The sequence below is a fragment of the Mesorhizobium sp. P2_E9 genome (genome assembly GCF_056403815.1).
Window position 1 is genome coordinate 1 of the sequence record NZ_JBFUET010000018.1, and the last position, 23078, is coordinate 23078.

At 63.4% G+C, this 23078-nt stretch carries 28 protein-coding genes; 15 read left to right on the plus strand and 13 right to left on the minus strand.

The annotated features are described in order from the left end of the window. Together AC1D05_RS27925 and AC1D05_RS27930 are read right to left on the minus strand one after the other, a co-directional pair. Positions 1-166: helix-turn-helix domain-containing protein (locus AC1D05_RS27925; RefSeq protein WP_477444006.1), on the minus strand; the 166-nt coding region annotated here is incomplete at its 3' end. Between the two features lie 315 nt (positions 167-481). Then, the gene (locus AC1D05_RS27930; protein ID WP_477444974.1) at positions 482-775 is read right to left on the minus strand and encodes a hypothetical protein; all 294 of its coding nucleotides are present in this window, start codon (positions 773-775) and stop codon (positions 482-484) included. Positions 776-1045: 270 nt separating this feature from the next. On the opposite strand from AC1D05_RS27930, the gene AC1D05_RS27935 reads away from it, so the two are divergent. Next, positions 1046-1291 (plus strand): hypothetical protein, encoded by a 246-nt coding sequence (locus AC1D05_RS27935; RefSeq protein ID WP_477445334.1) that lies wholly within the window; start codon positions 1046-1048, stop codon positions 1289-1291. A gap of 10 nt (positions 1292-1301) precedes the next feature. Here AC1D05_RS27935 and AC1D05_RS27940 read toward each other — a convergent pair whose 3' ends face one another. After that, the gene (locus AC1D05_RS27940; RefSeq protein ID WP_477444976.1) at positions 1302-1673 is read right to left on the minus strand and encodes a hypothetical protein; all 372 of its coding nucleotides are present in this window, start codon (positions 1671-1673) and stop codon (positions 1302-1304) included. A 258-nt stretch (positions 1674-1931) separates the two neighbouring features. Here AC1D05_RS27940 and AC1D05_RS27945 point away from each other — a divergent pair, with 258 nt between their 5' ends. The 3 genes from AC1D05_RS27945 (at position 1932) to AC1D05_RS27955 (ending at position 3299) form a co-directional block, all read left to right on the plus strand. After that, the gene (locus AC1D05_RS27945) at positions 1932-2531 is read left to right on the plus strand and encodes an SOS response-associated peptidase (protein WP_477445336.1); all 600 of its coding nucleotides are present in this window, start codon (positions 1932-1934) and stop codon (positions 2529-2531) included. Positions 2532-2688: 157 nt separating this feature from the next. After that, entirely contained in the window at positions 2689-2973 is a 285-nt protein-coding gene (locus AC1D05_RS27950) for a hypothetical protein (RefSeq protein ID WP_477444978.1), read from the plus strand. A gap of 59 nt (positions 2974-3032) precedes the next feature. Then, positions 3033-3299, plus strand: a complete 267-nt coding sequence (locus AC1D05_RS27955) for a hypothetical protein (RefSeq protein WP_477444980.1) — start codon at positions 3033-3035, stop codon at positions 3297-3299. Here AC1D05_RS27955 and AC1D05_RS27960 read toward each other — a convergent pair. Next, positions 3283-3495: a hypothetical protein gene (locus tag AC1D05_RS27960; protein WP_477444982.1), complete on the minus strand. Its 213-nt coding sequence runs from the start codon at positions 3493-3495 to the stop codon at positions 3283-3285. The two genes, AC1D05_RS27955 and AC1D05_RS27960, sit on opposite strands and share 17 nt — an antisense overlap. 123 nt (positions 3496-3618) lie before the next feature. Between AC1D05_RS27960 and AC1D05_RS27965 the strand changes: the two genes are divergently transcribed. Both AC1D05_RS27965 and AC1D05_RS27970 read left to right on the plus strand, forming a co-directional pair. Then, positions 3619-3963 (plus strand): low affinity iron permease family protein, encoded by a 345-nt coding sequence (locus AC1D05_RS27965; RefSeq protein WP_477444984.1) that lies wholly within the window; start codon positions 3619-3621, stop codon positions 3961-3963. Between the two features lie 618 nt (positions 3964-4581). Beyond that, a complete protein-coding gene (locus AC1D05_RS27970) occupies positions 4582-5313 on the plus strand; it encodes a Crp/Fnr family transcriptional regulator (RefSeq protein ID WP_477444986.1) in 732 nt (243 codons plus the stop codon). A 50-nt stretch (positions 5314-5363) separates the two neighbouring features. Here the strand turns inward: AC1D05_RS27970 and AC1D05_RS27975 are convergent, their stop codons facing one another. Both AC1D05_RS27975 and AC1D05_RS27980 read right to left on the minus strand, forming a co-directional pair. Next, a complete protein-coding gene (locus AC1D05_RS27975; protein WP_477444988.1) occupies positions 5364-5717 on the minus strand; it encodes a hypothetical protein in 354 nt (117 codons plus the stop codon). Between the two features lie 80 nt (positions 5718-5797). Next, a complete protein-coding gene (locus tag AC1D05_RS27980) occupies positions 5798-6142 on the minus strand; it encodes a hypothetical protein (protein WP_477444990.1) in 345 nt (114 codons plus the stop codon). Positions 6143-6432: 290 nt separating this feature from the next. Here AC1D05_RS27980 and AC1D05_RS27985 point away from each other — a divergent pair, with 290 nt between their 5' ends. Next, the gene (locus AC1D05_RS27985) at positions 6433-7197 is read left to right on the plus strand and encodes a helix-turn-helix domain-containing protein (protein WP_477444992.1); all 765 of its coding nucleotides are present in this window, start codon (positions 6433-6435) and stop codon (positions 7195-7197) included. Between the two features lie 99 nt (positions 7198-7296). Beyond that, a complete protein-coding gene (locus tag AC1D05_RS27990; RefSeq protein ID WP_477444994.1) occupies positions 7297-7962 on the plus strand; it encodes a GntR family transcriptional regulator in 666 nt (221 codons plus the stop codon). 28 nt (positions 7963-7990) lie between these two features. On the opposite strand, the gene AC1D05_RS27995 is transcribed toward AC1D05_RS27990, so the two are convergent. Both AC1D05_RS27995 and AC1D05_RS28000 read right to left on the minus strand, forming a co-directional pair. Continuing rightward, positions 7991-8992: an NADP-dependent oxidoreductase gene (locus AC1D05_RS27995; RefSeq protein ID WP_477445338.1), complete on the minus strand. Its 1002-nt coding sequence runs from the start codon at positions 8990-8992 to the stop codon at positions 7991-7993. 126 nt (positions 8993-9118) lie between these two features. Beyond that, positions 9119-9934: an oxidoreductase gene (locus AC1D05_RS28000; protein WP_477444996.1), complete on the minus strand. Its 816-nt coding sequence runs from the start codon at positions 9932-9934 to the stop codon at positions 9119-9121. Between the two features lie 107 nt (positions 9935-10041). Here AC1D05_RS28000 and AC1D05_RS28005 point away from each other — a divergent pair, with 107 nt between their 5' ends. Beyond that, on the plus strand, positions 10042-10629 hold the full coding sequence (locus AC1D05_RS28005; protein WP_477444998.1) for a TetR/AcrR family transcriptional regulator: 588 nt from the start codon (positions 10042-10044) through the stop codon (positions 10627-10629). Positions 10630-10783: 154 nt separating this feature from the next. On the opposite strand, the gene AC1D05_RS28010 is transcribed toward AC1D05_RS28005, so the two are convergent. Both AC1D05_RS28010 and AC1D05_RS28015 read right to left on the minus strand, forming a co-directional pair. Then, on the minus strand, positions 10784-12031 hold the full coding sequence (locus AC1D05_RS28010; RefSeq protein WP_477445000.1) for an NAD(P)/FAD-dependent oxidoreductase: 1248 nt from the start codon (positions 12029-12031) through the stop codon (positions 10784-10786). A 30-nt stretch (positions 12032-12061) separates the two neighbouring features. Continuing rightward, positions 12062-13450, minus strand: coding sequence for an aminotransferase-like domain-containing protein (locus tag AC1D05_RS28015; protein WP_477445002.1), 1389 nt, complete (start codon positions 13448-13450; stop codon positions 12062-12064). A gap of 300 nt (positions 13451-13750) precedes the next feature. On the opposite strand from AC1D05_RS28015, the gene AC1D05_RS28020 reads away from it, so the two are divergent. Genes AC1D05_RS28020 through AC1D05_RS28035 form a run of 4 tightly spaced genes read left to right on the plus strand, consistent with a single transcriptional unit; the run spans position 13751 to position 18094 of the window. Continuing rightward, complete coding sequence (locus AC1D05_RS28020) at positions 13751-14887, plus strand: ABC transporter ATP-binding protein (protein ID WP_477445004.1); 1137 nt, start codon at positions 13751-13753, stop codon at positions 14885-14887. A 41-nt stretch (positions 14888-14928) separates the two neighbouring features. Next, entirely contained in the window at positions 14929-15981 is a 1053-nt protein-coding gene (locus AC1D05_RS28025; protein WP_477445006.1) for an ABC transporter substrate-binding protein, read from the plus strand. A 2-nt stretch (positions 15982-15983) separates the two neighbouring features. Beyond that, positions 15984-17264: an ABC transporter permease gene (locus AC1D05_RS28030; protein ID WP_477445008.1), complete on the plus strand. Its 1281-nt coding sequence runs from the start codon at positions 15984-15986 to the stop codon at positions 17262-17264. 2 nt (positions 17265-17266) lie between these two features. Continuing rightward, complete coding sequence (locus tag AC1D05_RS28035; protein ID WP_477445010.1) at positions 17267-18094, plus strand: ABC transporter permease; 828 nt, start codon at positions 17267-17269, stop codon at positions 18092-18094. Between the two features lie 247 nt (positions 18095-18341). On the opposite strand, the gene AC1D05_RS28040 is transcribed toward AC1D05_RS28035, so the two are convergent. After that, a complete protein-coding gene (locus AC1D05_RS28040; RefSeq protein ID WP_477445012.1) occupies positions 18342-18557 on the minus strand; it encodes a hypothetical protein in 216 nt (71 codons plus the stop codon). Between the two features lie 357 nt (positions 18558-18914). Here AC1D05_RS28040 and AC1D05_RS28045 point away from each other — a divergent pair, with 357 nt between their 5' ends. Then, complete coding sequence (locus tag AC1D05_RS28045) at positions 18915-20876, plus strand: acyltransferase family protein (RefSeq protein WP_477445014.1); 1962 nt, start codon at positions 18915-18917, stop codon at positions 20874-20876. Positions 20877-20954: 78 nt separating this feature from the next. Here AC1D05_RS28045 and AC1D05_RS28050 read toward each other — a convergent pair whose 3' ends face one another. Beyond that, entirely contained in the window at positions 20955-21890 is a 936-nt protein-coding gene (locus AC1D05_RS28050; protein WP_477445016.1) for an HNH endonuclease, read from the minus strand. Between the two features lie 181 nt (positions 21891-22071). Between AC1D05_RS28050 and AC1D05_RS28055 the strand changes: the two genes are divergently transcribed. Then, positions 22072-22374, plus strand: a complete 303-nt coding sequence (locus AC1D05_RS28055; protein WP_477445018.1) for a hypothetical protein — start codon at positions 22072-22074, stop codon at positions 22372-22374. Positions 22375-22433: 59 nt separating this feature from the next. Here the strand turns inward: AC1D05_RS28055 and AC1D05_RS28060 are convergent, their stop codons facing one another. Further along, positions 22434-23036 carry a DUF6456 domain-containing protein gene (locus tag AC1D05_RS28060; protein WP_477445020.1) on the minus strand — a complete coding sequence of 201 codons (603 nt, stop codon included), beginning with the start codon at positions 23034-23036 and terminating at the stop codon, positions 22434-22436. Positions 23037-23078 lie beyond the last annotated feature (42 nt).

The following is a 23078-nucleotide window of genomic DNA, read 5'->3' on the forward strand; positions in this document are numbered from 1 at the left end:
CTTTGCTGCCTTCGGTCTTGTAGCGCTCGACCCACCGCGCCACGATCTTGGGCGACACGCCATAAATCCGCGCTGCATGGGCTTTGGAAAAGACGCCTTCTATCACCGACAACGCCATCTCCTCTCGACGCAGCGGCGTGAGACGGGCATTCTTGTGGATGTTCATTCGGACCCTCCGGTGAGTGCTGAAGCGTGGTAACTCCAGTCTCCTCGGTTCGGTCCGAATGGACAACCTCCTGAAAGCCCACAGCTAGTTGAGCCCCGCCTATCGATATGGCCCGTTGAACCTGTCACATCAGCTTAACAATTCGCGGGTAATTGTTAGGAGCCTACTAACTCCTCGAGCCCCGCCAGCTTCGTCCCAAGAAGGCGGGGCAGTTTTTTGTTCAAGACGCCGCGTCCGAATCCAGCTTTGACCGTATGGTATTGATGGCTTTCACGATGGCGACCAGATGAATTATCGGACACGTACAATCGAGGCTCAGGCGGCGCGGCCGAACTCGTTCTGGACGATGTCGAGAAGCAGGCCGTCATTGTCCCAGCCGACAGGCTCTTTCAGTCGCCAATCGCACCCCGAGCGGTCGAAGACGATGGGCGCCGAATAGAGCTGGGCGAAGCCAAGCACCAGCCGTTCGGCGTCAGCGTACGACAGGTCGCCGTGGCGGTCGGCCAGTTGAGCGGCCAGGACCGGAACGTTGACGATTCCAAACTCGTAGATTGTCTTGACAAGCGTGTGATTCAGGTCGTCGCGCAGTTCGATGGGGTAGTTCTGCATGGCAAACTCCTGTCCAGGGGACTGGGTTTTCCCTCACTTTCACCATGCGCCAGGCGATTCGTTAAAGCAAGACAAAATCTCAACAAAACATTAATAAAATCAATTAGTTAGTATGTTTAGCCGGTGACGCAACAGAGGCACTTTGAGTAGCTGATGCAACAAATGTATTTGGCTACCTCGGAACCAAATAGGCCATTGGCAGATTGTGAGGCACATAAGTCACTTACTCATTCGGCTCACCGGCTGGATTGCCTTGAGAAGGAGGCCATGATGACCGACAACCTTGAACGCCCCGAACGGCTGCAGGTGATGCTGAACGCAGAGGAATTCGCGGCGCTCGACACATGGCGCTTCGACAAGCGCATGCCGAGCCGTGCGGCTGCCGTGCGTGAGTTGCTTCGCCGCGGCCTGGCCGCCGAGGGCTTTCTGCATGCCAACAGCGGCACCCGTTCGGCCGACTTCGGCCTTCTGAGCGGCCAACCGGGCGCCGGCAAGACCAAGCGCGCGGATGGGTGAGGATAACAGCCTACCGCGCCGACGGCGGCGCGATGGCGTCCGCCGGGGCTTCGAAGTTTAAAACCTCAACCAGCATTTCGACAGGCGCGGCCAGCCCCTCGAGGCTAGCGCGTGTGCCCAGTGTCACCTCAACAAGGTGATCCTCAGCCTTGCCGTTGTCGTTCGCCGACCTGGCGGCTGGCGGCTTCACTTGGACGATCCAGTCGATGAAGCCGCTATCGACGTGAAGACTGCCGGTGAGGTCGTGCATCATCGCCCTGGAGTGCTCGATCCATTTTGCTTCCGGCAGTTGCAACTCGGCGATCGATGCCTTGAAGGCGTTCCGCAAGATATGGGAATCGTGAGCGGAAATCAGGCGGTCCGGGTTGTGATCGTCTTCCATCTCATGTCTCCCGGCAGGGCGGGAGTACACGACACTCTCAAGCACCAGCGCCCGTTTCGTGGCCGGTGACACCTGGATTCCTACGACGATCGTGGGCGCGCGCAACAACAAATGATGTCGTTTTCGTACTGAACAACTCAGCCATGCGGCTGAATGGTTTTGCATGAGGATGTCAGTCAATCTGGTATCTTGGCATGTTGCCGCGTCACCAGGTGACAAGGTTTTCGAACTCGATCGCTGCAAATGGGATTAAAACACATGTGCAATGATTACGAACAGCATGTAGCCTGGGCTGAATATTGCCGGATGATGGAGTCCCTGGCGCTTCGAATACCCAGCCATCAGACCGAACTCGACCTGCCTCAGGCCGATGATATCAGGATCAACGATCCGGCGCCCATAATGCGCGCCGCCGCCGGCAGCGACACTATCGAGCTGGCGTCGATGACGTTCGGGTTTCCGCCGGCCGGTCCCAAAGGCGGGCCTGTCTTCAACTTCCGCTCCGAAGGCCGGCAATTCGCAAACAGCAAACGTTGTCTTGTGCCGGCATCTGGATTCTTCGAATTCACCGGCGCGAAATATCCGAAGGCGAAACATCGCTTCACGCTCAACGGCTCGCCGTTCCTGGCCATCGCCGGGCTTTGGCGTGAAGCGGTCGGCAACAAGCCACCGACTTTCACCATGCTGACGACGGATCCCGGACCTGACATCGCGCCCTATCACAACCGTCAGGTCGTGGTCCTTATGCCTGAGAACTGGGCTGCCTGGATTGGTCTGACCAAGCCCGAGACCGAACTGTTGCGTCCGCTTCCGGCGGGGTCGCTCCTGGTGGAAACCGTGCGCCCCGAAAGCGGATGACTGCACAGACTATTAGCCGGGCGACTGCCGGGCCAGTGTGGCTATGTTGCCCGTTGCGAACGAAATAACGCTCTTCGTCCTGATAGGCACTTGACGGGAGAGGAATATTTTCCTCATTTCAGCCATGCCTGAGCAACCAGACAAGTGGCCGAAGGGGATGCCGTGGACCCTTATGCATGCCCATGACGCCGGGCAGGTCGCGCGCATCCGCTGTGGCCATTGCAACATCAAGCGTTTCTACAAGCCGAAGGAACTGCGCGAGGTCATCGGCAATGTGAGCATCGAAGAGGTCAGGGCCAAGGTCCGCTGCGAAAAATGCGGACGCAAGGAATCAATGAACGCGGAACTGTTCCACCCCGTGGGGCAAGAGGCGGTCACCATCCGGTTCAGGCGTCTGGTCGAAATCAGATGGGAAAAGCGCGTCATCTGGAGAGACGAATGAGCCGTTAGCCGGCGCGCAAACAACAAGGGTGATGTCGCTTTCGTACGCCGGCCCAGCTGGTGGAACATTTTCTTTCGGTCCGCATTTTCAGTGCCACCGAAGCAAAGGAGGATACCGTGGCCCGACTGCCCCAGGACAAGGACCGGATTGAACGCGCCACCCGCGAGTCCCAAACGATCATTGATCTGGAACGTCAGGCGCGTGAAGCCAAAACCGCTCGGCTGCGCGAGCAGCGGCTTTCGGCGAAAGCGCCTGCCTCAGCCAAGACCGCGAAACACAAGCCCATCGGCCGCAAAACGACGGGCAAAACTAGCGACGTGCGGTGAGCTCGTGCTCGACGCTGTATTCGAACACGCTGCCCTCGCCTTCGTCGACCACCCGGAACCAGTGGTTCTGCAAGGCACGGGTCGAAATAGCCTTGCCCGTGATCTTGCGCAGCGCATCGAGAGCGTTTGTACCGCTGGCGACATGCGAAGCCGAAAGCTCATCTCCATCCATCTCGTCGATCTGGTATATCGGCATGGCTGGCCTCCTTCTCCTTGTGCACAACTTCGGGAGGTCGCCTAAGTTCCTGGAACAAAACCCCCTTCGCGAACTTGCAGGCATCACGGACGCTGGTGAACATCAGGAGCGCTGGTGAGTAGCATGAACAAAATCCTTTTCGTCGCCGCTGACTTCCTGTCCCGCCCGCCGGGTTTCTACGTCATGATCGTCGCCATGGTGGTGTGTACCGCTTTGGTCCCTTTCGGCCTGACGAACGCCGTCACCTATGCCCTTTCGGTCGCGGCCATCGTCATCACCGGCGTCGTCCTTATCCAGGGTTACCGCGACACCGCCGCCATCCACGCCAAGCTCGATGAGATCATCGTTGCGCTGAAAGACACCAGAAACGATGTGGTCGGTCTGGAACATGCCGACCCGAAGGAGATCAAGGCCAAGCTTGGAAAGCTCGAGGAAGAGGCGGCGCAAAGCGGCATGGGGCAGGCATAGCCAGGCAAAGCCAACATGCTCACGACCCCGTCGAGAATGTGTCCGGATCGATCTCGTCAAGTTTGGTCGATCCCCGCGCCAGCACCCGGACGTGCACCCGTCACTCTCGTTCGGCCATGCAAGTCAATAAGCGGTCATCGATTCGCGCCATCTCAAGGCGATGATCGAGATCGATACGCTCATGCAGGTCGCACAGGCGGAAGCGGACAAAAGGATTGCGAGCCTGGAGCGGGCCGCTGGTTTGTCCAGGCCATAGACCGCAAGCCGTGGCGCGGCTTTTCAGGCATGCTTTCGGAGAATCCCCGGGGCCTAAACCGATCGAACACACACAGCCTTCAGATCATTTAGCCGGCGGATTTTCACCGCCATCCTGCAAGGCTGGCCTTGGCGCGAAATGTCGGTTTCGTACCAATGGTGAATTGGTACGCTTCCGACACTAACCTTCAGGTCGATCTTTTCGTATGCGAACGGCAGTGGGGGACGCCGTGCATCGAATTTCAGACCGTATTCCTAGGTTTCTTCGTTCAAAGCCCCTATATCCAGGCGATCGTCGGCACGTTGATACGGGCGCGGACGGCTGGGAGATCGGATGGCTCTTGCCCTGCATTGGGCCGCGCCATGACTGAATCCGATCTCGACAAAAACCATCAATACCGAAACCAGCTGCTGCTGCACATGAGCGCGGATGATCTGGCATTGCTGGAGCCGCACATGCAGCGTTGCGAATTGCCGCTGCGCATGATGCTCGTCACGCCCCATGTCCCGATCGAGGCTGTCTATTTTCTCGAACAGGGCATTGGCTCGGTTGTCGCCAGGACGGCGAGCGGCCACGAGGCGGAGGTCGGCTTCATCGGCTTCGAAGGCATGACCGGAACCGCCCTGGTGATGGGCGACGACCGTTCGGCGCATGCATGCTTCGTACAGCTCGAAGGCGAAGCCATCCGCATCGATGCCAGGCCTTTCAATGCAGCCCTGGCGGCAAGCCCGACCTTGCGCCTGTTCCTGCTGCGCTTCGTCAACGCGCTGCACACCCAGGCCGGCTGTACGGCGCTGGTCAACGCAAGGCTGAAGCTCGAGGAACGGCTGGCGCGCTGGCTGCTGATGTGTGACGACCGGGTGCCCGGTGAACGCCTTGCCATCACCCACGAATTCCTGTCCATCATGCTTGGCGTGCGGCGGCCCGGCGTCACCGTCGCCCTGCAATTGCTGGAAGGCCGCGCGCTGATCCGCTCGCGCCGCGGCGAGATCGTCATTCGCGACCGCGCCGGGCTACTGGAACTCGCCAATGGCGGTTACGGCGAACCCGAAGCCGAATATATCAGGCTGATCGGAACGATCATGCCAGGCTGATCGCTGAGATCATGCCAGGCTGATCGGCGAGCCCGTCTCCAGCTGACATATCAGGCGTCGGCGTTCCCGCCGGACGTCCCCGCATCCGACGCCACGGCACTCGCGCCGCGCCCGATCTCGTCGCTTGCCTCCATCACCACCAGCCGCGCTGGTGGCGAATACGGAGGCATGCTGATCTGGTGCCACAATCCGTCGAACTCTTCCGCCGTGCCCGGATGCTCGAAGAATGGCACGCGCGGATCGAGCGGCGTCACGTCGAAGCGCTGACCGGTCCGGGGGTTCTCGACGATGACATGCTTGTCGAGAATGTCGCCTGGAGACATCAGCCAGCCGCGCACCACCCGCCAGTCCGGATGTTCAGCGACAAAATCATGGCTGTTCTCATGCGCGTCGTAGCCGTGCATGGGAGACGAACCCAACCTGACATATCTGTAAGGAACCAGGACCGCCGCGCGGCTGCCGGCGCGAAGTCTGGCGAAAAGGCTCAAGGCAGGCGCCGCACGCGCATCGCTGCCTTGCCCACGTCCGGCTTTGCCGCCCTTGCCTGGAAGCGGGCAGCAGCGCCGCTTGCGCCGGCGGGCGCATCCCTGCCGGCCGGCCCATCGCCGCCAACTGGCCCATCCCTGCCAACCGGCCCATCCCTGCCAACAGGCATGCCTGCATGCTCCAGGCCGGCGAGCTTGCACTTCGTCTGCTCGGCCGCCGCCCCGATCAGGCAATCGATGGTGAACATGGCGCCGGCGTGATTGCTTGCCGCGACCGCCTCGCGGATCTTGCTCAATTGAGCGTGAGTATAGTCGAGAAGATCGATCAGCTCTGCATGGTCCAAAGCACTCTCCATCATTCGATGTCGAGAGGCCGATCCAGGTCGCTCTTCGTGCTAAATTACGCCCATTCACATGACTTGCATAGGCAATATGTAAGAAACGTACAGTTCCCCGCCTCGGAACCGGCCGGCGGCGCTGACGACAGTATCCGATCGGGCCAATATCGGGATTGACCAAGAATCCCATGCGCATTGGCCAAAGGTCCCATTCGCGGCGGCGCGATGTTGTGCGAGATTGCCTCAATATAAGCAATTGCTGAACAACGGTCCGAACGGCTGTCGAGGGGCGTATCGTGCCAATCCGCAAGAATCTCGCCGCGAATCTGCGACGGCTGGTCTCCGGCCATGCGTCGGTGGCCGCCGTATGCCGCGGGCTCGACATGAACCGCACGCAGTTCGAGCGCTATCTGCAAGGCAAGAGCGTGCCCAACCGGGCGACGGCGCAGCTGATCTGCGCCTATTTCCGCATCGACGAGGATGAATTGTACCGCGCGCCGGAACCCGCCGCGCCCGAGCACCCGTTGCCGTCACCGCTCCACCAGACGCTCTACGAGAACATGGTGCGCGGCCCGGCTCCCGCCATCGCCGGCGGGACCTACTTCACCTATTTCGCGGTTCCCGATCGTCCCGACCTTCTGATGCGGTCGGTCACCTTCGTGCGGCGCGAGGCCGAGCTGGTGACCTTCCGGCGCGTGACCCGCTGGGCCGAAGGCCTCCGCCGGGGCGGCGCGCGGGCGCCGGGCTGGCATTATGGCGTGGCGATCTCGCAGCTGAACTGGATCTATTTCGCCGGCATCAACCGCCGGCAGACCGGCGAGCCATCGATCGTTGCCGTCCAGTGGGCGCCGTTCTCGGAGCCGGTCCTGGTCGGCAGCGCCTTCGTCCTGACCGGAACGAGGCCGGTCTGCGTAAAGGTCATCATGCGCCAGCAGGTCGGCAGGATCAGCCTGAGGCAGGCGCTGCAGATGTCCGGCATCGTCAGCCTCGACGACCCGCGCCTGGACCAGCTCGTGGCCAGCCTTGTGCGCGAAGGCCAGGCAATTCCAGAGACAGTGTGAACCGGTTAGAGTGGCATCCCAGGTCAACAAAGATTAGCCTTGGCCAACAAGAGGTTGGCCAGGACCGATAAGGCCAGCCAGGGAATACAAGGGTTCGCGATGCTCAACAGCTTCGACTATGGTGGCAAGGAAGCCGACACGGTGCACGCACTCGAGGAGGACATCATCTTCGGCCGGCTGGCGCCCGGCACGCGCCTGGTCGAGGATGTGCTGCTCGCCCGCTTCCCGGTTTCACGCCACATCATCCGCCAGGCTCTCTACCAGCTGGAAAAACTCGGCATCGTCACGCGCGAGCGCAACAAGGGCGCCATGGTGCGCCGGCTCTCGCCCGACGAGGTGCGGCAGATTTACGAGGTGCGCGAAATGCTGCAGCGCCAGGCGGCGCTGATGATCCCCCTGCCGGTCAGCGACGAACTGATCGCGCAATTGACCGACATCCACCGCACCTACAGCAGCCACGTCGACAACGGCTATCTCAGGGGCATCCACGAGGCCAATGACCGTTTCCATCTCACAATGTTCTCGGCCTGCGGCAACGCCTATCTCGTCTCCTCGATCGAGCATTACATGCGGCTCAGCCTGCCGGTGCGGGCCAATTCACTGGCCGACAGGGAAAAGCTCGACGTCTCGCGCCAGCACCACGCGATGATGATCGAGGCGCTGAAACGCCGGGATAATTGGGTTCTGGCGCAGCTCTGCGTCGACCATTTGCAGCCGAGCAAAGTGTTTTATCTCCAGGAGATCGAGACGGTGGCGGCGGGCTGAAGCAACGGTCTTCCGCCGAACACTCTCCCTATCTGACCTTGATGACGACCTTGCCCTTGGCACGCCCCGCTTCGACATAGGCCAATGCCTCGTTCGTCTTCTCGAACGGAAAAGTCCGATCGATGACGGGGCGTATGATACCGGATTCGATGAGCGAGGTGATCTTGCCCAGCTGCTCGCCCTGCGCCCACATGAACAGGAAAGAATATCCGACACCGGCGCGTCTGGCCTTGCTGCGTATGCCGCGGCTCAGCAGGCGCAGGATCAGCTTCAGCACCACGTTCAGCCCCTGCTTGCTGGCAAATGCGGGATCCGGCGGACCGGAGATGGAGATGAGTTTCCCGCCCGGCTTCAGCACATGCAGCGATTTTTCGAGCGTTTTGGCGTCCTGGCTGTTCAGGACGACGTCGTAGCCATGCAGGATTTTCTCGAAATCGTCTTTCTTGTAGTCGATGACGATACCGGCTCCGAGACCTTTCACCAGATCGGCATTCGCCGCGCCGGCTGTCGTCGCGACGGTCGCGCCGAGATGCTTCGCCAGCTGGATAGCGAAGGTCCCCACTCCGCCCGAGCCGGCCTGGATAAACACCTTCTGACCTTTCTTCAGCCCGGCTGTTTCGACCAGCACCTGCCAGGCGGTCAGGCCCACCAGCGGAATCGAGGCGGCTTCTTCCATGCTGAGGTTTTTGGGCTTCAGCGCCACATCGGCTTCATCCATGGCGATAGATTGGGCGAACGTGCCGATCCGGCCGTCGCGCGGCCGCGCATAGACCTCGTCACCGGGCTTGAATTTGCGGACTTTCGAACCGGTCCGAACGACGATCCCCGCCACGTCATGGCCCAGGATAAAGGGCGGGCGATAGGGCACTATCAGCTTGAACTCCCCGTCCCGAAGCTTGGAATCGATAAGGTTCACCCCGGCGGCGTGAATTTCGACCAGGACATCATTGTCCCGCAACTCGGGCTCCGGCATTTCGGCGAGCCGCAGGGCGCCCTTCTTTTGATACTTGTCGACAACAAAGGCTTTCATCATGGTCGCTTTCTAAAAATGATCTCGGTGGCCGGCATGAACGGCGAAGGCGCAAGGCGTCGTCGGTCCCACTCGGGGATGTGCCGGACAAGACCGGCGATGTTGCTGTTATATCCGCGGCTTCGTTCAGACGGGCAGGCGAAATTGCTTGCGCAAGATTTTGTCGAACATGGCTGCCGGCGCGAACCGGCGCAGCATGCTTACCTGCCGCGCTGCCTTGCCGGCGGTGTAGCGCCGCCGCGGATGCCCGTCGGTCGCGGCCCGCAGAACCACCTTCGCCACCACTTCCGGCAAGTCGGCCTTGGGCATCACCTCGCGAAGCAGTGCCTCGACTGCGGCTCGCGCCTGATCATATTCCTTTATGCGGGAATCGGGCTCGAATCCGTTCTGGTCGAATACCGTGCGCACATATGCCGGTTCGATGACCGAAACGCGGATGTTGAAGGCGCGAACCTCGTGGTCGAGCGATTCCGAATAGCCCTCAAGCGCGTGCTTGACGGCCGAATAGTGGGCTGAGTACGGCGCCGGGACCACCCCCAGGATCGAGCCGATATTGACGATACGCCCCTCGCCCAGCCGCCGCATCGACGGCAACACCGCGTGGGTCATCCGCATGACGCCGAACAGGTTGACGTCGAACAGGGCCTGCGACTGCGAGACGGATGACTCTTCCGCGCCGCCCAGCAGCCCGATACCGGCATTGTTGACCAACAGGTCTATCCGGCCGGTCTTGCCGAGGACAGTCGAGACAAGGGACGCGACAGACGTGTCGTCGGTCACGTCGCAAGCCAGCATCGATACACCGTTCGAGCTCTGGTTGGATGCCTTGCGGCTGGTGCCGAAGACAGTGAAGCCGGCGCGCGCCAGAATCTCGGCGGTGGCCCGGCCAATGCCAGAGGAGGCGCCGGTCACAACAGCGGTCTTTCCCGAATTCCGGTTCATTCTGAAGGCTCCAGATGTAAGAGGTCTTGCCTGCGATCGGCGATTGAATTATGATCGTAATATCACATTATGCTCATAATGCAATAGGGAAACGAGAAGGAGCCATCATGCGCTATGACAAGGGCCGGAAGGACGCATCCCGCAGCCGGATCATGGAGGTCGCTTCGCACCGCTTCCGAGGTGACGGCATCGCCGCGTCCGGACTGGCCAGCATCATGAGCGACGCCGGGATGACGAATGGCGCCTTCTATCCGCACTTCCAGTCCAAAGCCGACCTCGTGCGCGAAAGCATGGCATCGGCACTGGAGACCCAGTCGCAGCAATTGCAGCAGGCACTGGCCTCAGGCGGCCTGGAACTGGCGATGGCGATGTATCTATCGCCCGAGCACCGGGATCATCCGGAGATCGGCTGTGCTTCCGCCGCGCTGTTGCCGGAAATCGCGCGTCAACCGCCCGAGACGCGCGCGCTCTACACCGAAAAGCTGCTGACCCTGGTGCGCCAGTTGGCCAAGGACCTGCCGCCGCACACCCACGATCCCGAAGGCGTGGCGTTGGGCGTCTTCGCCGCGCTTATCGGCGCCCTTCAAATGGCCCGCGCGGTGGAAGGAACGGAATTGTCGGACCGCATCCTGGCGGCGGGCGCGGATGCGGCGCGCGCGCTGACCCGGAAGCCGCACAAGGACGAAGCCTTCTAAAGCGCGTCGCGTTTGCGCGGATTCAAGCAACGCGCTTTAGATCTTTGTTTTCATGCGTGTCGTTCTCCCAAAGCCGGGGCCACCTTTGGGCGACATGCATTAGAATTGCTGGCGAACAGCCATCGCCCTGAAGCCTCGGCGATGGATATCAAGGTCAAAACCGGCCGGCGGCAAAAGGCGCAAGTCTTTCGCTGTTGGGCCGCCGGTCGGCGATGAGATCGCCAACCAGTCGCGCGGTGACGGCCGAGAGCGTCAAGCCGAGATGGCCATGGCCGAAGGCGTAGATAATGTTCGAATTGCCGGGCGACGGGCCGATGACCGGCCTCGAATCCGGCAGCGACGGCCGAAAGCCCAGCCATTTTGACGAGGGCTGGCCGAGTGCGGGGAAGAACTGGCGCACGCCGCGATCGAGCAGCGCCAGCCGGCGCGGATTGGGCGGCGCGGCCTGGCGGCCGAGTTCCACCGTGCCGGCAACGCGCAGCCGGCCGGCCATCGGCGTCATGTAGAAGCCGAGATCGACCGGACACACCGGCCGCGTCAGCACCGGCGCCGGCGTGGCGAATTCGAGGTGATAGCCACGCTCGGTTTCGAGCGGGATGCGGTCGCCGGCCTGTGCCGCCAGCGGCCGCGAGAAGGCGCCGGCGGCGATCACCACCTTGCCGGCGCGCAGGCTGAGGCCGGGACCGCTGAGGTCGACGCCACCGGCATCGGCACGCAGCCCTGTCACCTCGCCCCGCAGCAAGACAGCACCCCGCTCCGTCGCCGCCTTGAACAGCCGCGCCATCATGGCCTGGGGATCGGTCAGGTTCATCGACTGCGGAAAAAACAACCCGCCGCCCTGCACCGCCGGCAGGTTCGGTTCCAGCGCTGCCACCTCCTGAGGGTTCAGCACCGCCTGGTCGACGCCGAATTCGGCGCGCAACGCCCGGCTCGACGCGCCGCCGGCAAGATCATTCGGGCGACGATAGAGATAGAGGCAGCCATTGCGGCGCAGCAGATCTCCGGCATCGGCCTGCGCCGCCATCTCCTCCCAGGCCGGCAGGGAATCGGCAAGCAGGCCGGCCATCGCCACGGCGTTGGCATGGGTGGCGGCCGGCAGCGACTGGCGCACGAACCGCAGCAGCCACGGCGCCAGGTGCAGCAGCGCTGTCCAGCGCAGCGAAAACGGACTGTCGGCGTCGAGAAGCAGCTTTGGCAGCGCGCGCAGCACCGCGGGATTGCCGACCGGCATGCAGGCATATTCGGCCAGCGTGCCGGCATTGCCAAACGAGGCGCCCGAGCCCGGCTCGTTGGGATCGATGAGCACGACTTCGCGGCCGTCGCTGGCCAGGCGCAGCGCCGTCGCCAGCCCGACCACGCCCGCGCCGATGACGGCGATCTCGACAGTTCTGGCAGCGGTCACGCGAAATCCCTCAGGCAAATCGTTGGGGCATCAGACAAAACCCGGCAATTGCAGATGCCCGGCCGACAGCAACTCCGCCATGGTGGTCAGCGCGGTGCGCAGATCGTCCTGCGAACGCGCCGCACCAACATTGATGCGCACGCCGTGCTGGACCGGCTCGCGGCCGACGGCGAAGGCATCGCCCGGTAACAACGCGACGCCGCGCTCCAGGCAGGTGCGGGCAAAGCCGGCGCCGCGCCATGGCTCGGGCAGGCGCAGCCAGGCATGGGTGGCGCTCGGCTGGCTCTGGACATCGTAGCGGCCGAGGATTTCGCTCAGGATCGCCTGGCGCTGGCGCAGTTCGTGTTTCTGCACCTCGATGATGCGCGCCGCCGACCCGTCCTCGATCATGCGTGCGCCAATCAGCGCCGTCAGCGGGCTGATGCTCCAGCAATTGATGCGCAGCGCCGCCGCGACCTGGCCGGCAATGGCGCGCGGCGCGATGACGAAGCCGAGCCTGAGGCCCGGCGCCAAGCATTTCGACAGCGCGCCGATATGCACCGTCAGCTCCGGCTCCAGGCTGGCGAAGGATGGCAAGGCCTCGTCCGCCAGCGGCCGGTAGACGTCATCCTCGATGATCAGCACGTTGTGGCGGCGCGCGACGGCCGCAAGCTCATGGCGGCGCGCTTCGCTGAGCGTAATCGTCGTCGGGTTGTGCAGCGTCGGCACCAAAAATACCGCGCGGGGGCGCAGCTGCGCGCAGGCGGCGTCGAAGGCGTCCGGCCGCATGCCGCCGCGATCCATGGCGACGCCCCTGAGATCGAGCCCATGCACGCGGCAGAGCGCGTTGATGCCCTGATAGGTCACCTCGTCGGCAAGCACCACCTCGCCCTGCCGTGTCACCGCGCCAAGCAGGCAGTCGAGCCCGTGCTGGGCGCCAGCCGCCAGCACCACGCGGCCGGGGTCGCCATCGCCGGCAACGGCCTTCAGCCAGTCGGCGACGGCCGCGCGCGCCCACAGCGGCCCTTCCGGCGGATGGTAGTCCTGCAGCGAGGCATAGTGCGGATCCCTGGGCAGGCGCGGCAACAGCGCCGCCAGCGCGTCGAGATAGGCCGAGGTGGCCGGCCGGTTGACCGAGAGGTCGATGATGCCGCTCTCGTCGCTCGGCGCCGAGACGAACCCCGGCCGCTCGGCCGCCTGCCTGGCCGCCACTGTCGTGCCCCTCCCCGGCCGTGCCTCCAGCAAGCCGCGCTGCTGCAGCGTCGCCAGCGCCCGCGTCACCGTGGTGACGTTGATGCCGAGCGCGCGCGCAATGTCACGCTGCGGCGGCAGCCGGTCGCCGACCGCGAGCGTGCCCGCGGCAATGCGCTCGGCGATCGCGTCGGCAAGACGGCGATAGACCGGACTTTCATCCTCGGTAAGGCGGAGATCATTGAGCATGCTGGATGGATTCGGGGCTTCGGTGTTGTCGTGGGCTTAGCATAAGACAATTCCCCGGACAATAGCGCTTGTGTGACATCAATTCGGCCTTTCCACTCGAAAATATCACACAATCGCGGCAAATAACGGCTTGACGGCAAAAGTTGTATGCATCTATGCTCGATTTCAGATAGATTGTGTGAGCATACAAGTTTGGACGACCCGCCGAGATGCGGGCTTCCAATGGGACGGAACCATGCATCACAGGCCGTATAGTGTTTCAGACTGCCAAATGAACGGCATGCTTCGGGGCGACGTCCGATGAGCGCCGCTCACGCCACCCTGGCAGCGGCGCCTGCCGCCGGCCCGGCTTTCGTCGATTTCGTCGATGTCGAGAAATCCTATGACGGCCGTGCCTTCGCGGTGACGCGGCTGAACCTCGGCGTGGCGCGTGGCGAATTCCTGACGCTGCTCGGCCCGTCCGGTTCGGGCAAGACGACGACGCTCAACATGCTGGCCGGTTTCGAACGGCCGACCAGCGGCACCATCACGCTGGAAGGCAAGCCGGTCGACCGACTGCCGCCCTACCAGCGCAACATCGGCATGGTGTTCCAGAACTACGCGCTGTTTCCGCATATGAGCGTCGAGGAGAACGTCGCCTTCCCGCTCTCCGTGCGCCAGGTCAGCAAGGCCGACATTGCCGGCCGCGTCGGCCGCGCGTTGGACATGGTGCGGCTGAAGCAGTTCGGCGACCGCAAGCCGGCGCAGCTCTCCGGCGGCCAGCAGCAGCGCGTGGCGCTGGCCCGCGCGTTGGTGTTCGAACCGAGTCTGGTGCTGATGGACGAGCCGCTCGGCGCGCTCGACAAGAAATTGCGCGAGCACATGCAGCTCGAGATCAAGCAGATCCATACCATGCTCGGCGTCACCATCGTCTACGTCACCCACGACCAGAGCGAGGCGCTGACCATGTCGGACCGCGTCGCCGTGTTCAACAATGGCGCCATCGCCCAGCTCGGCTCGCCCGACGACCTCTACAACGCCCCGCAAAGCTCCTTCGTGGCGAGCTTCATCGGCGAGAACAACACGCTGGAAGGCGTCGTCGACCGCGTCTCCGGCCAGGAATGCCGCGTGCGGTTGAATGGCGGCGGCGAACTCACCGCGCTCGCCATCGGCGTGGCGCAAGGTGCTGCCTGCCACGTCGCCATCCGCCCCGAGCGGCTGAGCCTGACGCCGGCCGGCGGCAACGCCCTGCCCGCGACGGTCGACGGCCGCATCTATCTCGGCGATCATCTGCGCCTGCTGGCCAGGCTCGGCAACGACCAGGTGCTAACCGTCAAGGTCGGCCCCGAGGCAACCATGGCCAATGGCGAGACCGTCACGGTCTCCTGCGCACCGGGTGACTGCCGCGCCTTTCCCGCCGATGCCGCGGCGGGCGTCGCCAAGACAGGTCCATCCTGAACCAAGCAAAACAGATCCATCTCAAAAACAGGGGAAGAAAAATGAAAATCGCAAAGACCCGGATGCTCGTATTCACGGCAGCCACCGCACTCTTCAGCATCGGCCACGCCGCCTTCGCCGACGAACTGTCGATCATGGCCAGCGGCGGCGCCTGGCAGGACGCCCAGCGCAAGGCTTGGTTCGAGCCGTTCAGCAAGGAGACCGGCGCAAAAATCCTCGAGCAGGAATATCTCGGCGATCTCGGCAAGGTAAAAGCCATGGTCGACACCGGCAACGTGCCGATCGACCTGGTGACGGTCGAAACCGCGACCGTGTTGCAGGGCTGCGACGCCGGCATTCTGGAACGCCTCGACTATGCCAAGATCGGCCCGCGCGACAAATTCATCGAAGGCTCCGCGCTCGATTGCGGTGTCGGTCTCGATGCTTACGGCGACATCCTCGCCTATGACCCGACCCTGCTGAAGGAAGCGCCGACCTCCGTGCTCGACCTCTTCGATACCAAGAAATTCCCCGGAAAACGCGCCATGCGCAAATTCCCGGCGCAGAACCTCGAATGGGCGCTGATGGCCGATGGCGTCGCCCCCGCCGACGTCTACAAGGTGCTGGCGACGCCGGAAGGCGTCGACCGCGCCTTCAAGAAGCTCGACACCATCAAGAAGGACATCGTCTGGTGGGATGCCGGCGCGCAGCCGGCGCAATTGCTCGCCTCGCAGGAAGTGGTGATGACCACCGCCTGGAATGGCCGCATCCAGAACGCCATCGACACCGACAAGAAGCCGTTCAAGATCGTCTGGAACAACCAGATCCTCGAATATGACATGATCGCCATCCCGAAGGGCGCCAAGAACCCGGAGCTCGCCTACAAATACCTGGCCTATATCAGCAAGCCGGAAAACAACGCCAAGCTCGCCAGCTACATCACCTACGGGCCGGTGCGCACGGATGCCGCGTCCTTCGTCGCGGCCGATGCCTTGCCGAAACTGCCCAATGCGCCCGACCACCTCGCCGGCGCCTATCTCGTCGCGGACACCGAGTTCTGGGGCGACTATGGGGAGGACCTGGTCAAGCGCTTCAACGCCTGGCTGGCGCAGTAGGCATGTCGGCGCTGCAGCCCAGCGAACTCGACCGGCCCGCGCTGGCCCGCGGCCGGTCAGCCGCCGACGCCGACCAGAAGTCGGTGTCGGCGGCGCTGCGGCGCGCCGAATTCGGCGACCGGCTGCGCACGCTGGCGCTGGCAGCACCCCTGCTGCTGCTTCTGGCGCTGAGCTTCGGCATCCCGATCGTGCTTTTGCTGTCGCGCGCCGTCTACGACCCGACTATCGCCGACGCACTACCGCGCACCAGTGTTGCCCTGTCCGACTGGAACGGCCAGGGCCTGCCCGGCGATGCCGCCTTCACCGCGCTCGCCGCCGACCTCAGCGAAAACCAGGCCAAGGGCACCGCCTACGAACTGGCCAAGGCGCTCAACGCCCGCCTGCCCGGCGCCCGCAGCCAGGTGCTGAAGACCGTGCGCCAGCTGGAAGGCGCCGGCGGCAAGCCGCCGCTCGACATCATGAAATCCGTGCCCTTCTGGTCGGCGCCCGGCACCTGGCCGGTGATCGCCAACGGCACCCACGCCATCACCTCGTTCTATCTCTTGAGCGCGCTCGACCTGCGCTGGAACGCTGATGGCGGCATCGAGCGCGTGCCGCCCGAACAGGCGATCTTCCTGCAAGTGTTCGCGCGCACCTTCTTCGTCGCCGCCGCGGTGACGCTTGCCACCTTGCTGCTCGGTTTTCCCCTCGCCTATCTGATCGCAAGCGTGCCGAAGGGGCTGGCGGCGATCCTGATCGTGGCGGTGCTGTTGCCGTTCTGGACCTCGATCCTGGTGCGCACCGCCGCCTGGACGGTGCTGTTGCAGAAATTCGGGCTGGTCAACGATACGCTGCTTTGGCTCGGCTTCGCCTCCGAGCGGCTCGACCTGATGTACAGCCGCATCGGCCTGATCATCGCCATGACGCACATCCAGCTGCCCTTCACGCTGCTGCCGATCTACTCCGTCATGCGCACCATCGCGCCCTCGCAGATGAAGGCCGCCTATTCGCTCGGCGCAAAACCCTTCACCGCCTTCCGGCGTGTCTACCTGCCGCAGGTCTTCCCCGGCGTCATGGCCGGCTGCCTGCTCACCTTCATCCTGTGCCTCGGCTACTACATCACGCCGGCGCTGATCGGCGGTGCCAGCGACCAACTGATCAGCAATTTCATCGCCAATTACGTCAATGTCGAACTGAACTGGGAGATGGCGGCGGCGCTCAGCTTCATCCTGCTCGTCTTCACCCTGGCCCTGTTCGGCATCTTCGCCCGGATCCTCGGCCTCGACCGCCTGAAGATGGTGTAGCCATGCTGTTGTCGCCCTATCCGACCCCAGGTGAACGCATCCGCGTCGCGCTGCTCTGGCTGTGGTGCGGACTGGTCATCCTGTTCCTGGTCGTGCCGATCCTCATCCCGGTGCCGCTCTCCTTCAACAGCGGCGCTTTCTTCATCTTCCCGCTCGAAGGCCTGTCGACGCGCTGGTACGAGGTGGTGCTAGGCACGCAGCGCTGGCAGTCGGCGATCGGCAACAGCCTGATCGTCGCTTTCGGCACGACGCTGATCGCCACCACGCTCGGCACGCTGACGGCCATCGCGCTGTCCAACGAAAAGTTTCCCGGCCGCCGCATCGTCATGCCGCTGCTGCTGTCGCCGCTGATCGTGCCGGTGGTGATCACCGCCGTTGGCTCGTATCTGTTCTACGCCCGCATTGGCCTCGCCAGCACCTATGCCGGCATCATCCTGGCGCATACAGCACTGGCCAGCCCCTTCGTCGTCGTCACCGTCGGCGCCAGCCTGACCGGCTTCGACCGCAATCTGATGCGCGCCGCCGCCATCTCCGGGGCGAAACCGCTGACCGCCTTCTTCCGCGTCATGCTGCCGCTGATCCTGCCCGGCGTGCTCTCGGGTGCTGCCTTCGCCTTCGTCACCTCCTTCGACGAGGTTGTGGTGGTGCAGTTCCTGGCCAGCGCCGGCCAGCGCACCATGCCGCTCGAAATGTTCATCGGCCTGCGCGAAAAACTCTCGCCCGCCATCACCGCCGCGGCGACGCTGATGATGGCGCTGTCGATCGTGCTGCTGGTGGTGGCGAACCTGCTTGCCCGGCGCGGCCAGGGCCGTCGAGCAGCAGCCGGCTGAGGCCGGCATTGGCGACTGCCGGCGTACGGAACGGTGAAACTTTTCGCACGCCGTTCTCGTTGCTTTTGGGATCGCCTTCCAGGCGATCGCAGACCTCCGATCAATGCCCCGCCGGCCCTGCCGGTGGGGCCTTTTTTTTGACGCGGCCGGCGCGAAACAATCAGGGAGCCGGGAGTTTTCAAATCGGCCGGACCCTGGCACCTCTGGTCAACTCCCGGTAGTGTCTCGGTTGAATTTGGCGTGGTCGCTACCCTTGCTTCATCCACCAGATCGAAGCCCAAAATCCTAAGCCGAGCACAATCAACGTAACAGGCCAATAGGCGATCGCCCAGGTGATGCCGATGATCGCCGACAGGAAGCCCTCGCCATGGCCTCCTTCCAGGAAAATTCCGAGGATAAACAACCCCGCTAACAACAGGCCGAGCCATCCAAAAATGAGAACTGTAATCTTAAACGCCGCCAATTGAGCATCCGATCACGCGGGGCGCTTCTGGCCTTTGGGTCCGGTCGGCATTAGCGCGGGTACTCCAAAACGATGACGTAGCCAGACGGCGACGTTATCGGACCAATTTCCGTCGGAATATCCCGCGTCGGCTGCCAGATCACGTTGATGATCCGGCTACCCTCTTCGCCTAGGCTGTGGAGAAGCGTCTGTTGTGGCCCATCCAACAATTGCGCGTCGAGGCATCCTCGTCGCTTCCGGCCGCTTCCTTTTTCTGGCCATGTTGCACTGCGAAAAGCTTGTTGCACTGCGGTAGCGGCCTGCCAGGCCGACTGTGGCAAGAGTCGGGCTTGAGGGGGCTTGCACCAAGGAGGCCTCATGGCGGCATCGTTCCGGCCTGACATACAGGGATTGCGCGCGCTGGCGGTCGGCGGCGTCGTTGCCTATCATTTCGGCCTCACGGCGCTGCCCGGCGGCTTTGCCGGCGTCGACATCTTCTTCGTCATTTCCGGCTGGTTGATCACCACGCATTTGATGCGCGAGATCACCGAGACCGGCCGGCTCGACCTCTGGCGCTTCTATATCAGGCGCGCCCGGCGGCTTTTGCCGGCAGCTTTGTTCGTCATCCTGGCGACGCTTGCATCAGGCTACTTCATCCTGTCGCCGCAGGAGCAGGCGCTTTATTCGCGCGGCGCCATGTTCGCCTCGGCCTATGCCATCAATCTGTGGCTGCTGCGCTGGTCGTTCGACTATTTTGCCTCGGATGCCGCCAGCAATCCCTTCATCCACTTCTGGTCGCTGTCGGTGGAGGAGCAGTTTTACCTCGCCTGGCCGGCGCTGCTGCTGTTCGCCGCGTGGCTGCAGCCGGGCAAGCGCATGGCGGTGATCGTGATCGGCGTCGCCGGCCTCGCCTCCTTCGCTGCCTGCCTGTGGCTGACCAGCCTCTCGCCGGCCTGGGCCTTCTACTTCTCGCCGCTGCGCGCCTGGGAGTTCGCCGCCGGCGGCCTGGCGACGCTGGCGCCCGCGACTTTGCCGCGCCGCGCATGGCTGCGGGCGGCACAAGGCTGGCTCGGCCTGGTGCTGATCGCCGTCGCCTATCTCTGCTTGAGCGAAGACCTGCCCTTCCCCGGCTGGTATGCGCTGTTGCCGGTCGCCGGCACGGTGCTGGTGCTGCTGGCGGGCGAAGAGCACGACGCAGAGAGCCCGACCGGCTGGCAGGCTCTCACGCCCGCCGCCGCACTGTCGCTGCCGCCGCTGCAATGGATCGGCGCGCTCTCCTATTCGCTCTATCTCTGGCACTGGCCGGTCATCGTCTATGCGCAAATGCTGGTGCCGGATCTCGGCGTGGCGCAACGCTTAGGCTGCGGCGCGCTGGCGCTGGCGTTGGCATTCCTCACCTATCATCTGATCGAGAACCCGGCGCGGCGCGGCAGCTGGCTGACGGTCGGCGCTCGAGCGCTGGTTCCGGCGCTTGCGCTGACTGGTGTGGGCGTGGCGGTGGCCTACGCCAATGCGCATCTCGCCACGCGCAATATCGACCCGGCCCAGCGCGGCATCGAACAGGCGGCCGAGCAGCCCTCCACCGCCCGCGCCACCGACGAAAACTGCCTGCTCGACTTCCACACGGTAACGCCGAAACCCTGCACATTCGGCGCCGCCGACGCCGCCCACACCATCGTGCTGTTTGGCGATTCGCACGCCGACCACTGGTCGACGCCGCTGGTCGAGGCGGCCAAGCGCAACGACACCAAGGTGGTCACCTATCTCAAATCCTCGTGCCGCGCCTCGCGGCTGCCGACCTTCAACGCGGTGCTGAAGCGCGACTACACCGAATGCGACGCCTGGCGCGAACAGGCGATCGCCGACATCATCCGCCGCAAGCCGCGCCTGGTGGTGATTTCGGAATTCTCGATCGGCAATCTGACGCGCGACATGCCCGCCGCCGGCCGCAAGGCCGAGACCGCGCGCTGGCAGGCCGGCCTGCGCTCCACACTGCAAGCCTTCAGCCAGGCCGGCGTCGAGACCGCCGTCATCCGCGACACGCCGATCGGCGACAGCTTTGCCGATTCCTGCGTGGCACGAGCGCTCTGGTGGCGCGAAGCCCCCTCGCGCTGCGACACGCCGAGAGCGCAGGCCGCCAATGACAGCGCCGCAGCGCAAGAGCGCGCCGTGGTCAAAAGCGTGCCCGACACGCGCTATGTCGACCTCACCGACCGCTTCTGCGGCCCGACCGAGTGCCACGTCTTCATCGGCGGAAAACTGGCGTTTCGTGACAGGCACCATCTGGCGACGGCGTTTGCCGAGACGCTGGAGGGGCCGATTGAGAAGGCGCTGTTTTGAGAGACTTAGCTCCCCTTCTCCCCGTTCACGGGGAGAAGGTGCCGGCAGGCGGATGAGGGGCAGCGCCTACCCTGCAAGTCAATGCACTCCAGCGAACTGCTCTCGATGATAAGCGAGAAACCCCGGATGTGGCATCAATCGCAAATCCTTCGGCCAGTGCAAACCTTGTGAATCAGGGCGGAAGAGATTCCTCAACTCGCTCGGCACCCGGTTGTGCGCGACCAGAAGCCGATGGTTCTCATCTATCGAAATCAGGTGCCGGTCGAACAGCCAATGGACGGTCGCCGACAATGCGATGCCGTTCTGCACAACATCGGGACCACCAGCCGCGACCGGCTTGATATGAGCGGCCTGAACTTCGGCTCGACCCCCGCCATTGATGATGCGCAGACCAGTGACCGCGCACGTATCCTCATAGGCACGGCAAACCTCCAGCCTGAAGGTTGCATCACGGACCTTGCTGTTCAGCAAGATTTGCTCGACCCGACGATCGACCATCTCAGCGAAACCGGGTTGTCCGGCAAAACCAGGCTGCGTGGGGAAAGGGACATCGAGCGGCAGCATGTCTGGGCTAAGCCGTCTGGCATTGGCTGGATCAAGCGGCTCGCGCAAGCCAGCCAGAACGATCTCGTCGAAATCCTCGCTCAGGATTGGACGCATCGATTTGCCCTGCACCGCCTGACCAACCCGGCTGGGATCCAGAACCTCGCGCAACAGCGCCTCCGCGTAGCGGCCGTCCCTGATGAAAGGCACCGGCGTCGGAAATTCGAGATAGTCGGCCACGTTTGCATAGTAATGATCGGAACGGTCAGGGTCCGGCACGACATCAGTTACACACGCGGTGGCGATATAAGCACGTCGGCCACCATTGCGCTGGGGCTCGCGAAACAGCACCCAGTCGCCGATGGCGTTTCGGGCTGCCGCCAAATAGTTACTGCGGGCGGGAAAATGATAGCGGCGGGTGATGTCGTCGTCATAGCCTGACCCCGGCTTCACATCGAAAACGGCTTTCACAATTCCCCCAAGCGCTCCATGGAGTCAGGTCCGCCCCATGACCGGCGCATCTTCAGGCTGTTTTGGCGAGACCGCAAGGATATGGCGGTGGTATCCGCCCGGTTCGTCACATCTTGCGAATGCATGGAACGAGACCGCGTCCCGCGAATTATATTAGACTAACCTTGAAAAGGAGGTAGCCATGAAGAAGCTCCTGCTTGCCTCGGTTATCGCCATTGCTTCGGCGGCGGCGATGATCGCGCCGGCCAACGCCCGCAGTCACGTCTTTATCGGCATCGGCGGCGGCTATAACGACTATTACGGCAACGACTATTACGACGGTTACGGGGATGGCGGCCGCTACGTCTATAGCCCCTACGACGCCTATGACGATGGCTACAGGCCGCGCTATTTCCACCGGCACCACCACCGTTGCCACATCGAAGTGATCAATCACTGGCGTCATCACCACAGGATCGTCGAGGAAGTCCGCGTCTGCGGATGACCTGATCGGGTGAAAATGATCCGGCCGGCATGCGCCGGTCGGATCCTGCGGCCGCTCTCTCAGCCCGCCTGTCTGACCATCATCATCCCATAGTGCACCGCCAGCAGGTCCAGCCCGACCTTCAGCAGCTTCGTCACCACATCCCGCCCCTCGCCGGCCTGCTCAGCCACAGCTTTGATTGACTCTCCCGCGCAGCAGACTTTTTGCGCCACCGCCGCCACCTCCCAGTGGCCCAGCGCCCTTGTGGCGGCGGCATGCGCGCGGCCGGCATCGAGGACGCTGTCGGCGATGCCGCCGCCGTGGCGGCCGCCGTCGACGCGTTCGCTCCAGCGCATCGGTTTGACGCTGGCCTGGTGGCTGCACTGGAAATCCTCGCGGTAGCGCTGGCCGGCCTCGCGCTGCTGGCGTGACAGCGAGGTGATGCCGACAAGCGGATCGACAGTGCGCACCCGCACGATGCCGCCGGTGGAGGTGTAGCCGTCATTCGACACCTCGTAGACGCGCCGGGACTCTGCCGTGCCGGCGGCCAGCCGCTTGCGGCCGAAGGCGTCGTCGCTGAGCGCGAAATCATGGCCGACCTCGCGGCGGATGCGCACCTGCTCGGCCTCGCCCTTCGGCAGTTTGGGGGCCTGGGGTTTGGCGGGTTTGGCTTTTTTGGGCATGGGTGGCTCCTTGGGTTCTTGGGGATTGGGGTGTGGCGTTTT